This is a genomic window from Nostoc foliaceum FACHB-393 (assembly GCF_014698505.1).
Taxonomy (GTDB): Bacteria; Cyanobacteriota; Cyanobacteriia; order Cyanobacteriales; family Nostocaceae; genus Nostoc; species Nostoc foliaceum_A.
Genome location: NZ_JACJTD010000036.1, coordinates 20,178 through 33,327 on the forward strand (window position 1 = coordinate 20,178; position 13,150 = coordinate 33,327).

The following is a 13,150-nucleotide window of genomic DNA, read 5'->3' on the forward strand; positions in this document are numbered from 1 at the left end:
CAGCTATGTCTCGAAAACGTCAGCTAGTCAAGGCAATTCAAAAAACCTTCGGACAAATTAGCAAGCAGTTTTTATCTGCAATTAACAAGCAAATTATTTGGTTCCTACGGGCTATTTTTGGGACTCGAAGAAGACGTGGCTCGGTGAATGCTGGCTTTGTGTTACCAACAGTGGCGATGGTAACTTTGGTAGTCGTGCTGTTAACAACTGCAATTTTATTTCGGTCTTTTGAGCGCTCCAAAAATGCTAGTAATGTCCGGGTGAATGAAGCGACAATACAAGCCGCCACCCCTGCTTTGGAGAGAGCTAAAGCAAAAATAACTGCACTATTTGCCGACCCGACTCTGCCACGTTCTGTTCCATCAAACGTAACACTATACAGTACCTTAACTAATAAACTTCCTGTCTATACGTTTGGTGATGAAACTCCCATAAGCCTGCCTTATGACCTTGATGGAGACGATACGATTGAAGCAGATAGTAGTGTCATTTTAGAGAATAAAGAAAACTTACAAACAGCCTGGAAATTTCCTGCCGATACAGATAATAACGGTAAATTTGATAGCTTTATTCTCTACGGTATCTACTTCCGCACTCCCCCCCAAACTGGTACAACTCAAGAGAGAAAGAGAAGTCCACTGGATGCTAGAACGCCTCCTATGCTACCAGCTAAGGCAGGTGGAGCTTGTGATGTAGCCGGTGAAACTAGTGCCAGCTTGGTAGGTGCTTCTGGTTGGTATAAGTTACCAACTGGTGAATTGAAAAAAAGCTTTTTCGTATATGCAGCAACGGTTCCTATTAGTAGCTTAAATGATGATCTTGATACAAGCAAATATGAAGCATATCGAGGCAATAAGGGCTTCTCGGCTTTAGAAATGCAACAAGACCGTAGTCAAGTTCCAATTACTAATAATGCTGTTGTTTATGAAGATGACTTAGATATTACACCTGGTCCTAGATTTCGTTTGAATGGGCGCATTTTTACCAACAGTAATCTATTGATGGGTAGAAGTAATCAAAATATTACGCTATTCCAGGTCAGCAGTAGATATTCTTGTTATTACGAGCGAGAAAATGGCAGAATAGTTGTTGGTGGTAATGTTGCAGGTAATGGGTCGATAAGTGCTTCAGATATTGGGGCAGTTCAAGTAGATTTATTTAGAGAAAATGATGTCCCTACACAAACATCACTTGCAAGCACAAATAAATCTACCTCGAATAACCCAAATCAAATTGCTTATAACAGTCAGGCTTATGCTCAACGGATCGACTTGTTAGTAAATGCACAATTCGCTCACGCTACAACTACTGACCCCCAAGAGGTCGAAGATAATAAAAGCAAGCGGATTGCAGCCGACCCAAGTTTAGATTCTAACAAGGTACGTCGAGAAGAACTGGAAATCTACTTCAAAAAACGTACCAGACGCGTACCATTTAATGAAGTACCTTATGGTACTGATGGCGTTGGTAGTTTTACTACAGCAAATGTTCTCGAAGGATATGACGATTCAGCAAGAAGTAATGCCCTACGTCCAGCAGATAGCTGGATATATCCCACGAATACCAATACAACACTAACGCTAACCACATCAGAGCTACCTGCTACAGACCCAGCAACCTTAGAAACTTCTCCTGTCATAGAATCACGGTTAGGCGATCGCATTGTAGTAGGTAACAATTTACCTGAACTCAGATGGGACAGCACAAAAGAAATTTTTGTCGGAGAGGAAGAACCTGAAACCATTACTGGTGTGAAATGGACAGGTAGCACTACTAAAGATCGTACTCGTACTACTAGCGTCAAACAATTGGCAGATTTAGGGGTGACTGGACGTGACGGATTCTGGGAAATAGCAGCCGCTTCACCCCGCGCTGATGCTCTTGATGTAGTTGGTGGATTACGAGTAGTTACAGGTGCAGGAGTTTATAGAAGTACAGGTTCTGGACTACCTACTACTTCATCATTAGTAGTCTGGCCTGACACTATGCCCATGCTAGTGCCTGATCCTGCTAATCCTATCGACGGTACTCCAACACGTGGGCATTTGGTGATGCGTGCCACAGCAGTTTATCACTACAACCGTAATTCGTATGATCCTAATGCGACTACACCAGATCATTATCAAGAACCCATAGCCTGTGTCAGCAGTTATTACAATCCCACTAATCAAACAACAGCAACCACAAACACCTACGATCCTCTCGTTTCAACAACAGCAGCAGCTTCTAATAATGGGGTCGTTTACGAAATTTCCGATACTACATCTGATGAAATAACTAGAGGACAGACGTTAACCAGTGGGTTGTTTACAACTGCGGCGGATGCTGATGATGTAACAAACCCTGCTGTAACTTTGCTAGATCGCTTAAAGTATCAAGCCAACTTGACATTTCCCAACGGTCGTTTTGTAAATCCGCTACTGCGACAAGCATTACTCAAAGCAACAGATAAAGACCTGACATTATCTGAGCAAGCAGCAATTGATTCGACAATTTGTGCAATAGAAATTGCCGATGGAACTCTCTCAACGAGTGAAACTTACGTTCCTAATGATGCAATTAAGGAAACTACATTTCTTGATGCTAGACAAATTAAAGCTATAGATAAAGGTGGCACATTAACCGGAAACTACAATTTAGAAGTTGAACAGCGCCAACCTTTAGAAATTCGTGCCACTGTCATCGATTTAGATAAGCTTCGCACAACTTCAATCGCTGGTACTTGGTCTAACGAATATCTGTTACCCAATAGTGGCATTATCTATGCCTCTCGTGATGATGCTCAAAAAGATGTCAGTAACTCAACCAGTGAAAATGTTAGCGCTAGTGACTACAGGCTCGATCCAGAGCGGCGACCCAACGCCATTATGTTGATTAATGGCAGTGACTTAAGTCGTGAGAACGATTACAGAGCAGAAGAAAAAGGCTTAGTTTTAGCAACTGACCTGCCAGCCTATGTTAAAGGCGATTTTAATCTGCATACCAAGCAAGAATTTAAAGGTACGGATCTTTTACCTGCTCCTAGTAATGCTAGCTACGATACTAAATTTTACACTCGTGCTGCGGCAAATCGCGATCCTGACTTTGCTTGTCGGCCGGCAGACTCTAGACTTCCCAATTGCACAACTGGAGAAACCTGGCGATCAGCATCAGTAATTGCTGATGCTGTTACCTTGCTTTCTGGTAACTTCCGCGAAGGTTTTCGCAATGAGGGTGATTACGACTTGCGAAATAACCAAGGAAGTGACCCTAACATCGTACTCAGCCGACTGAGGGTGGGTTTCTGGAATAACAACTTCGTCACTTCATCTAAATTCTTCACTGACTCAGGTGGTGATGCCTACTACAAGGGTACTCCCAGTGGTACTGACAATAACAGTTCTTATTTGAACAACTTCGTCACGCCCATTCAGCGCCGAGGAAATTTCCCAGAGTATGTAATGGAAATGTGCTTCAAGATACCAGTTTCACAATGTGAACCAGGTGACTGGTATGTAGGTTTAGATGCAAATAATGATGTAGGCAATGCTTTAGACCTAACAACAGAAATCTTAAAAAGGTCTAGTGAGGTAATAGATGCAGATCCTGACAAACTCTTAGCTGGTACAACTGCGCGATCGCCAAGGGCTGGTTTTGAAGGATTTGCTCGTAGGGTTGCGTTCAAACGGACATACGATGCTGGTGCTGATTTTGCCAAGCTGGTTAATATTGCTAATAGTCCCATAACTTTTAGTGCCGCTACTCCTATTCCACTAGGTATCAAATCAGGCGCAGTAAAAGAACTTCCGCCATTTACCCCAGGTGGTACGCTAGACCCGAATAGCATACCTGACATAGCAACTAATGCCCTATGGTTTGCAACCACAACAAGTACTTCTACTAGCCCTCCAGGGTTCAACACTGGTGAGATAAAATACAACAACACTAAACGTCTATTTTACAGGTATCCGCAACTACCAGCTTCTGGTTCGCTTAGGGATTTCCCCGGAGCCACATCCCCATTCACGACTACACCCATCAGAAATGCGTTGTACCAGCCGCTATTAGAACCTGTATTGCAATTACAGGTAACAACCACTACAGGACCTCAAGATCAAGATTACGCCAGTTTAGCAGGAGGATTATCCACTGTCGTTAAAAATACTAGATGGTTGTCTAAGGCAAGTGAAACAACTTTTAATCTAGTAATTGCAGCTGGTGATACTCCTGCTCGTGTGGGTGCAACTAGCTACGAAATCAATGGGGGTTTGCATAACTTTGTGCGTTTCTTAGAAAATTGGGATGGGGTTAATGCCAATATCAGCGGTTCATTCATCCAATTTAAACGCAGTATCTATGCTACTGCACCGTTCCAAGTTCTTGTCAGACCAGGACCAACAACTGCTCCTGCAACCTCTTCTAACCCTAATGCTCTTACTGCCACTGCCAATAACAGTATCTTTATTAGAATTCTGAATTCCAATAGACCTGGTTACACATCAGATAGTACTTCTATAGGTAGTGAGCCTGCTGGTGAAGCGCCTTATTATATGCCTCCTAACCGTAACTGGGGTTTTGATGTGGCGTTACTGGCGCAAAATCCCGACTTGTTTGCCCAGCGTTTTGTAATTCCAGCTATAGATCCTCCAAATGAATACTTCAGAGAAGTAGGTCGGGATGACCTTTGGGTGCAAACTCTGTTGTGTGCTGTCCAAACTCAAACAGCAGATGGGTTTGATATGTCTTCTGCGGACGACATCACTTTCTTTGGTAGTGGTTTCAAATTTGCACTACCTGCAAGTGAACGTCCTAGTGACTGCAAACTCCAACCATCCTGAAGTGTTGAATGAAATTTTTTTTACAGCACTTATTAATTGAATAAACCACGTTAAGAGACTTAATTTCTAGCCCTCTTTCCTAGTAGGGAAGGAGGAAATTCCAAGCCTCTCTTTTACAAAGGGGGGAGGTTTGGACAGAGCTTACGAGTGTATTACACTTAATCACCAATCGCTGTAAAACATAGCCCTATCGAAAAACTAACTATGAACACACACCAACTACAGCAATCATCTGCCCAGTCGAGCCAATCTGGTTTTACGATCATTGAGTCGCTGGTGGCAATCCTCGTGGTTAGCGTTTTGCTGGTAGCGATCGCACCTGTTCTAGTCATGTCAACAGCAACTCGTGTGCAAGCTAGACGCATAGAATTGGCAACAGGAGCGGCTAAAGCCTTCATTGATGCTATTAAGTCTAAAACAATCTTAGAAACTCAAGTATCAAATGTAACTTCTTTACTTGCTAGCGAAAATGCCCCTACAGTCACAACTAATTTGTATTGCTTTCACAAAGATGGAAAAATCACTCCCCCAACTGAGTGTACAACCTACAAAACAAACACCAGCCCAGTGCAGTTTTACATTCAGGCTTTTGGTAAATCAGATGTAACTATCAGTACAAGTACCGCTCAAATCGATAGAGGTCAAGGCTATAGTTTGGGAATTCGGGTGTATCGTTCAGATGCAGAGTTTGGCTCTCTCAAGAAAACTTCTGATGACAATGGCAACCAAAAAACAACAGCAACGTTCACTGGGGGATTAGGCGATCGCAAAGCACCACTAGTAGAAATGACAACTGAAATTGTTAGGGGTCAAAGCTCCTATAGCGCTTTGTGTGGAAGACTTGGTGGTTGTCAACCATAATTTATCTAGCAAACATAAATGATTATTTCATCTCTAAGTATCTGTTAGTAAGGAGAAATTGTAGCAAAATGAATATATTGAGGTGGCTGTTAAGTACTCAGCTAAAACTCTCTCACAAGCAAAACAAAAATAGTGGCTTCACGCTGATTGAATTACTAGTAGCTATGATTATTGCATTCCTGGTAATTACGCCGTTGCTAGGCTTTATGATCAGCGTTTTAAACACTGACCGCCAGGAACAAGCTAAAGCCACCTCTGAGCAAGAAATTAAAGCAGCGCTTGACTATATTGCTCGTGATCTCCAACAAGCACTATATATATATGATGCTACTGGAATTGCTTGTCTAAGGGGTACTGTTGATACTAGTACTCCTAGTACTTGTCCAAATGCAGGTACAACTGGGAATCAACTACCTAGTGCAACAGATAGAGTTCCTGTGCTTGTCTTTTGGAAACGAGAATTAGTTAATCAAGCAATTACAATTACAGGCACTGAAAAAGACGATACTTTTGTTTACTCATTAGTTGCCTACTATTTAATTAAAGACGCTAGTCCTAGTACTACTTGGTCTAACGCTGCCCGCATCGCCAGATGGGAAATTAAAGATGGGGTTCCAAATGCTGCTGCTACAGTTGCTTGCGATGGATTTCTTGCAACCGAAAAATATCTCCCATGTCCAGATAAAGGTTTTAAACCATTTGACGTGTCACAAAAAGGCATAACATTACAAGCAAAAATGAATACTTGGACAGGAGGGGGGAGTTACAATCAAAACCCCGTAGTTTTGGTTGATTTTATAGATCAAACAACAATAGCACAGGGAGCGCCAGCATCAACCTGCTCTACTAACTTTAGTCAAATTCCAGTAGCAGCAACTAGTGTCAGAACAGGATTCTATGCTTGTGTAAATTCAGTTAGCGCAAATAATAGAAGTGCTGCTGAAGTTTATTTAAGAGGTAACGCACAAGCTCGCTTATTAGAAGATGAAACTAAAGTACGTTACGCCGAAAGTAAATCTAGTTATTTTCCGAGTGCAAACATTAAGGTTCAAGGAAGCAGCTTTATATTTAGCAAATAGGTTCTATCTTTGATAAAGATTAATAAAAGCAGGATAGTATGCAGAATATTCTTAGTTTAAAAGTATTCGATTATTTCCAGTTACACAGCAAAAAAACAAAACAAAAGCAGCAATATTTAGTAAATCGACACTATAGATACAATCGACATGATGCTGGTTTTAGCCTGATAGAATTAACAGTAGTACTGTTATTGGTAGCAATTTTAGCAGCGATCGCAGCTCCTGGTTGGCTTGCATTTGTGAATCGACAGCAGCTAAATAAGGCTAATGACGCTGTTTTCGCGGCACTGCAAGAAGCACAGCGCGAAGCTAAAAACAAAAAACTTAGTTACAGCGTCAGTTTTCAAAAAAATACCACAACCCAAAATGTAGAGGTTGCTATTTATCGTACCGATGTTGGAATCAGCATATGGAAACCTTTAGGAGCGGATGTCGGAGTTAATTCTGATAAATTACTGCTGGGCGGGAATCTTAGTAGTAGTATTGGCAATACTACTACTGATTCTCCTGTATCCTACCCTTTAAATGCATCAGCAAAAATTACTTTTGACTATATGGGGACTTTACCAAATGCAAACTTTGGAACAGTTATAGCTCCATCGACAGAGCCACCTGGCTTAAAAATAGTGGTAGCTGTACCAATATCTGCAAATTCTACATTGGCTAGTAGCGTAAAGCGATGCGTCATTGTGAAAACTCTTTTAGGCTCAACTATCACAGCGAAAGACTCCCAGTGTGATTAAGCAATTTTAATAGCGTAAATTTATAAAAATACGAAATAATACTGAACATAAAACTGCACATTGATAGCAAAATTGAAGCATCAGGCACAGTTTTATGGTTTTGATAGATTTCTTTAATGCCAGTAAAAATTAGCAATTGGCTTAATATATAAAAAGCATCCTAATCAAAATATACCTTTTGACAAATGACTGAAAACCTTGACTTTACTGTAGCTATACCAACTTACAACGGTGAAAGTCGTTTGCCTGAACTACTAGATCGACTACAAAACCAACTTCACACCGAAAACTTATCTTGGGAAATTATAGTTGTAGACAATAACAGCACTGACAACACAGCTAAAGTTATTCAAACCTATCAGAAAAATTGGCAATATCCTTACCCTTTAAAATATTGCTTTGAATCAAAACAAGGTGCAGCTTATGCTCGAAAAAGGGCAGTTGCAGAAGCTAAAGGTAGATTCATAGGTTTTCTAGATGATGACAACTACCCATTATCAAATTGGGTATCCGCAGCTTATGCTTTTGGTGAAAAATATCCTCAAGCAGGAGCTTATGGCAGCCAAATTCATCCTGATTGGGAAGTAGAACCACCAGAAAACTTTCAGCGAATTGCTCCATTTTTAGCCATTACAGAACGGGGTAATTTACCGCTGTTATATGAAGCAGCTAAAAAAATACTGCCCCCTTCTGCTGGACTTGTTATCCGTAGGCAGGCTTGGTTAGAAAGTGTACCAGAACAGTGTATTTTAACTGGTAGAGTTAAAGGTAATATGCTCACCAGTGAGGACTTAGAAATGTTGTCTTATATCCAAAAGGCAGGATGGAAAATTTGGTATAACCCAGAAATGGAAATTTATCACAAAATACCCAGTTCCCGCTTACAAAAAGACTATTTAATTCCATTTTTTAGAGGTATTGGACTTAGCCGTTATGTAACTAGAATGGTAAATGTCAAACATGTGTATAGACCAGTTACTCTTGTAGCTTATATGATAAATGACTTGCGTAAAATTGCTTTACACTGGCTTAAATATCGGACTATGTTGAAAACTGATTTAGTCGCTGCTTGTGAAATGCAACTGTTTGTAAGTAGTCTGATTAGTCCTTTTTATCTTTGGAAAAATGGCTATCTAACTAAAAAATTTAATTAAAAAATAATATATGAATGAACTATTTAAAAATATAGATTTTACTGTAGCTATTCCTACATACAATGGTGCAAAACGGCTGCCTAAAGTTTTAGAATTGCTTTTTAATCAGACGGGGCTAAAAAACATAAATTGGGAAATAGTTATTATTGATAATAATAGTAATGATAATACATATGAGGTAATCCAAACTTACCAAAAAACTGTTAATAAAAACTTCTTGTTAAGATATTTCCTGGAAAAACAGCAGGGAATTGCCTTTGCAAGAATGCGGGCAATAAACGAATCTAGAGGCGAGTTTATTGCATTTGTAGATGATGATAACCTACCAGCAAATGACTGGGTTTTACAGTCTTATACTTTCGGCAAAGAGCATCCTCAAGCTGGTGCTTGGAGCGGTCAAATTCATGGTGATTTTGAAGTAAGCCCCCCAGAGGATTTTACAAGAATTCAAGCATTTCTAGCTATTAGAGAACACGGAATAGAACCATATTTATTTGATGCAGATAATTTAAGACTTCCTCCGGGTGCTGCGCTAGTAGTCCGTAAGCAAGCTTGGTGTGAAAGTGTTCCAGAAGAATTGGTTTTTAAGGGAAGACTTAGTAAATTGATGGTTAGCGGAGATGATACAGAAGCTCTCTTATACTTACACAAAGCAGGTTGGGAAATTTGGTACAATCCTGCAATGCATATCGATCATCAAATTCCACATTGGCGGCTAGAAAAAGACTACTTACTAGTACTAGCACGTGGTTGTGGTCTATGTATTTTTCAGCTACGCTTGATAAATGCTAAAAATTGGCAAAAACCAATAGTTTTGGTTAAGACTATCTTGGGTAATTTACATCGCCTATTACAACATATTATTAAGTATCGAGGGCAATTAAAAAGTAATTTAATTGCACTTTTTGAAATTAATTTTTACTGGGCTAGTATGATGAGTCCTTTTTATTCTTTAAAATGGAAGCTAGACAAAATTTTTGAAAATACAACTATGCAAAATGATTAATTCAAATTTCAATACAGTAATAATTTCTGTAATCATCCCAGCTTATAATAGCGAAAAAACCATTAAAGAAACAATTCAATCTGTTTTAAATCAAACTTTTACTAATTTGGAGTTAATTATAATAAATGATGGTTCACAAGATTCCACTTTAGATGTTATTGCAGAAATTCAAGACTCACGAATAAAAGTATTTTCTTACCCTAATGCTGGCGGAAATATTAGTCGTAACCGAGGGCTAAACCTTGCTGTTGGAGAATTTGTTAGTTTTTTAGATGCGGATGATCTTTGGACACCTGATAAGCTTCAGTCTCAGTTAAAGGCTCTGGAAGAAAACGTTACTGCAAAAGTTGCTTATAGTTGGACTAATTATATTGATGAAAAAAGTGAATTTGTCCTTTCTGGTACACACTTTACTGCCAATGGAGACGTTTATGAAAAGTTATTGGTAACAAACTTTTTAGAGAATGGCTCCAATCCGTTGATTCGTAGAGAGGCTTTAATCGAATTAAGCGGATTTGATGAATGTCTAAGTGCTGCTCAAGATTGGGATATGTGGCTACGATTAGCCTCTAAATTTGATTTTATATGTGTACCATCTGCACAAATCTTATACCGTATAAGTGCTAATTCAGTTTCTTCCAATCTTGTCAGACAAGAAAAAGCTTGCTTGCAGGTACTTGAGAGAGCATATAAAGAAAGACCATTAGCAAAGCATACTTGGAATTTAAGTCTAACAAATTTATATAAATACCTGACATGTAAATCCCTACAAAAGCCATTTAACAGACAAAAGGGTTTAGCTGCGGCTAAATTTTTGTGGAATTATATCCTTCATGACTCTTTAAGATTGAACCGTATAACTTTCACTTTCAAACTATTATTGAAAATTATCATAATTCTGCTAATGCCTGCGTTGCTTGATAGCATTACTAACGAGCGCAAAGTCAGAAGTCAAGAAACTGAAACATTGCTCACCAGCTAGATAGCTGAAAAATCACCAGAAGACAAAAATGAATATCCGGGTGCATTTACAGTCTCTAGTTAATGCAAAAAATCTTTTGAATAAGCCCTCTAGCAGTGGTTTTTCTCTACCAGAGTTGTTAATAGTTGTTCTCTTAATTGGTATATTAGCCACGTTGGGAATACCCAACTGGCTCACTTTTGTGGAGACTCGCCGCCTCAACACTGCACAAAACGAGGTTTACTATGCAATGCGCCAAGCCCAAAGGCAAGCCACTAAGGAAAAATTGACTTGGCAAACTAGTTTTCGTGAGCAAAATGGCATCCTTCAATGGGCAGTTCATCCTGCTACAGTAAACCCATCTAACGCTAACTGGAATAATCTAGATTCTAATGTGCGCTTAGATTCTGAAACAACCTTGCAACTGTCAAATGACATACGCAAAGTTCAATTTGATTACAGAGGTAATGCTCAAATAGGACGAATAACACTATCTAGCAAGTATGCTGGTAAAGCCAAGCGTTGCGTTATTGTTTCAACGCTTTTAGGAGCAATGCGAACAGCAAAGGAGCATACTACAATCAATGACGGCAAGTATTGCTATTAAAATATTTTTTATTTAATTAAACAAGGTATTGCGTGCTGAACTTACCAGCAAACCCAAAACAGCACTTGATTATTTTCACCCGCTATCCAGAACCAGGTAAGACAAAAACCCGATTGATACCTGCTTTGGGAACTGTTGGTGCTGCCAATCTTCAACGCCAGATGACTGAATATACAATATTTCAGGTTCAAGAATTGCAAAAAACCATTGCCATATCTGTGGAAGTGCGGTTTGCAGGTGGCGATTTGCAACTTATGCAAGACTGGCTGGGGTTGGATTTAGTTTACCAGTCTCAAGGTGAAGGGGATCTAGGTTCGCGGATGACGCGATCGCTTTTCGATGCTTTCGAATCTGGAGCAGAAAAAGTAATTCTCATCGGTACAGATTGTCCTGGAGTGAATGCCCAGATTCTAGCGACAGCGTTTGAGAGGTTACACGCCTTTGACCTCGTACTTGGCCCTGCGATCGATGGTGGATATTACTTAATTGGTTTGCGTCAACCCATCCCGGAGTTATTCGTTAACATCGAGTGGGGAACTGCTCAAGTATTCCAAAAAACCGTGGACATTTCCCAAAAACTAAATTTATCACATGTGAACTTGTCGCCTCTAGCTGATGTTGACCGACCGGAGGATCTGCCGATTTGGGAACAAGCCTTTGCAGGGGAGATGGAATAATCAGCGAAATGTAGTCTAAACTCCAGTAGAACGCTTGCTAAACTTAACGTCTAGGTTAATTTGACACGAATGGCAAGATGCCCACCGCACAAGAAGTAGTTGAGTATTTTTATTTGGAGATACTTAATAAGCCTTTTTCTACAGCCCCGCACTAGGTCAGTATTTTAAAACACTAGGAATTTCCTGAAGACACTGTACATAACAAATGCTACTGTGGCCTAGTTGAAAACCTAGAGGCAGATAGCCTTTACCAATATTGAATCTGCTTTATATTTGTACACAACAGTTACGGTCATGGGCACAATATTTAAGTAGCTTGAAATATGAAAATCACTCGTATTCACCGCCAGTTTGAAAAACTATGGTCAACCGTTTTGCTTCCGTAAGTACTGCCCTCACACTTAAGGTAGTTGGAATAATCTGCATTTTGTCGTTTCTTGTTGACTTTTTGATTCTATTGTTACCCTTTCAACCGACTGATCGGGTATGGCAAATCAACTTGGCAACAGCGCTAGTTGATCGAGGAATCGTTCCTTTAGTTGGTTTGGGGCTGCTGTTTGCTGCCTATTGGATTGATAGTACTGATGCAGGAAGCGATCGCCCCCAAGGTATCGATTTAAGATTTCCCGCCGTGATCCTCTCAAGTATTTTAGGGTTGATGTTCTTGCTGATTTTTCCCCTGCACCTCAATAACGTCAATCAAGCTAAGACTCAAACACTCAACCGAATTACCCAAGAAGCAGATCAGGCAGAAACTCAACTGAATACTCGGTTATCGCAATTGCAAGCACAACTAAATACTGAGCAAGGAAAAGCTCAATTAGAGCAACTGCGAAACCAAACCAAAGCTCAGTTTAGTGAAATACTCAAAGATGATCAGAGATATAAGCAAGCACTTGAAAGCTCTCAAATTCCAGCAAATATAAAAGAGTTACTGAAGAAGGCTAAAACAGATCCTCAAGTACTTGACAAAGCTATCCAACAACAAACAGATATTCAAACGCTGCGAACTCAACAATTGAGCCAAGTTCGCCAGCGCAGAGACGAAGCAGAGAAACAAGCTAAAGATACTGCTTGGAAATCTGGACTGCGGATTGGGATTAGCAGTTTGCTGTTGTCTATTGGTTACATTATCATCGGCTGGACAGGCTTAAAAGGTAGGGGTGCTATACAAGGTGGTAAACCTAGAGCTACCGCACGCTAATGCACTATCAGTATGGCAGTAGGACGTATCCAATAATTATT

10 protein-coding genes are annotated in these 13,150 nt (G+C 40.0%); all 10 read left to right on the plus strand.

Annotated elements, in window-relative coordinates; translation table 11 throughout:
• Window positions 1-5: 5 nt before the first annotated feature.
• Window positions 6-4,817, plus strand: a complete 4,812-nt coding sequence (hpsA, locus tag H6G92_RS24805) for a hormogonium polysaccharide biosynthesis protein HpsA (protein WP_190896775.1) — start codon at window positions 6-8, stop codon at window positions 4,815-4,817.
• 204 nt (window positions 4,818-5,021) lie between these two features.
• Complete coding sequence (locus tag H6G92_RS24810; RefSeq protein ID WP_190896777.1) at window positions 5,022-5,678, plus strand: prepilin-type N-terminal cleavage/methylation domain-containing protein; 657 nt, start codon at window positions 5,022-5,024, stop codon at window positions 5,676-5,678.
• A 68-nt stretch (window positions 5,679-5,746) separates the two neighbouring features.
• Complete coding sequence (gene hpsC, locus H6G92_RS24815; RefSeq protein ID WP_190896779.1) at window positions 5,747-6,757, plus strand: hormogonium polysaccharide secretion pseudopilin HpsC; 1,011 nt, start codon at window positions 5,747-5,749, stop codon at window positions 6,755-6,757.
• Window positions 6,758-6,795: 38 nt separating this feature from the next.
• Window positions 6,796-7,500, plus strand: coding sequence for a prepilin-type N-terminal cleavage/methylation domain-containing protein (locus H6G92_RS24820; RefSeq protein ID WP_190896781.1), 705 nt, complete (start codon window positions 6,796-6,798; stop codon window positions 7,498-7,500).
• A 185-nt stretch (window positions 7,501-7,685) separates the two neighbouring features.
• Window positions 7,686-8,654: a hormogonium polysaccharide biosynthesis glycosyltransferase HpsE gene (hpsE, locus tag H6G92_RS24825; RefSeq protein ID WP_190896783.1), complete on the plus strand. Its 969-nt coding sequence runs from the start codon at window positions 7,686-7,688 to the stop codon at window positions 8,652-8,654.
• Window positions 8,655-8,664: 10 nt separating this feature from the next.
• Complete coding sequence (hpsE, locus tag H6G92_RS24830; protein WP_190896785.1) at window positions 8,665-9,660, plus strand: hormogonium polysaccharide biosynthesis glycosyltransferase HpsE; 996 nt, start codon at window positions 8,665-8,667, stop codon at window positions 9,658-9,660.
• Entirely contained in the window at window positions 9,653-10,642 is a 990-nt protein-coding gene (locus H6G92_RS24835; protein WP_190896787.1) for a glycosyltransferase, read from the plus strand. The genes hpsE (H6G92_RS24830) and H6G92_RS24835 overlap by 8 nt, the downstream gene beginning before the upstream one ends.
• 28 nt (window positions 10,643-10,670) lie before the next feature.
• On the plus strand, window positions 10,671-11,228 hold the full coding sequence (locus tag H6G92_RS24840; protein WP_190896789.1) for a pilus assembly FimT family protein: 558 nt from the start codon (window positions 10,671-10,673) through the stop codon (window positions 11,226-11,228).
• Window positions 11,229-11,260: 32 nt separating this feature from the next.
• Window positions 11,261-11,905, plus strand: a complete 645-nt coding sequence (locus H6G92_RS24845; protein ID WP_190896791.1) for a TIGR04282 family arsenosugar biosynthesis glycosyltransferase — start codon at window positions 11,261-11,263, stop codon at window positions 11,903-11,905.
• Window positions 11,906-12,266: 361 nt separating this feature from the next.
• Entirely contained in the window at window positions 12,267-13,109 is an 843-nt protein-coding gene (hpsJ-B, locus tag H6G92_RS24850; protein ID WP_190896793.1) for a hormogonium polysaccharide biosynthesis protein HpsJ, read from the plus strand.
• Window positions 13,110-13,150 lie beyond the last annotated feature (41 nt).

What these genes read in the sequence shown, in the direction of transcription:
- hpsC (WP_190896779.1), top strand. Translation starts at nt 5,747, where the DNA reads ATGAATATATTGAGGTGGCTGTTAAGTACTCAGCTAAAACTCTCTCAC.
- hpsA (WP_190896775.1), top strand. Translation starts at nt 6, where the DNA reads ATGTCTCGAAAACGTCAGCTAGTCAAGGCAATTCAAAAAACCTTCGGA.
- hpsE (WP_190896785.1), top strand. Translation starts at nt 8,665, where the DNA reads ATGAATGAACTATTTAAAAATATAGATTTTACTGTAGCTATTCCTACA.
- H6G92_RS24840 (WP_190896789.1), top strand. Translation starts at nt 10,671, where the DNA reads ATGAATATCCGGGTGCATTTACAGTCTCTAGTTAATGCAAAAAATCTT.
- H6G92_RS24835 (WP_190896787.1), top strand. Translation starts at nt 9,653, where the DNA reads ATGATTAATTCAAATTTCAATACAGTAATAATTTCTGTAATCATCCCA.
- H6G92_RS24810 (WP_190896777.1), top strand. Translation starts at nt 5,022, where the DNA reads ATGAACACACACCAACTACAGCAATCATCTGCCCAGTCGAGCCAATCT.
- hpsE (WP_190896783.1), top strand. Translation starts at nt 7,686, where the DNA reads ATGACTGAAAACCTTGACTTTACTGTAGCTATACCAACTTACAACGGT.
- hpsJ-B (WP_190896793.1), top strand. Translation starts at nt 12,267, where the DNA reads ATGGTCAACCGTTTTGCTTCCGTAAGTACTGCCCTCACACTTAAGGTA.
- H6G92_RS24820 (WP_190896781.1), top strand. Translation starts at nt 6,796, where the DNA reads ATGCAGAATATTCTTAGTTTAAAAGTATTCGATTATTTCCAGTTACAC.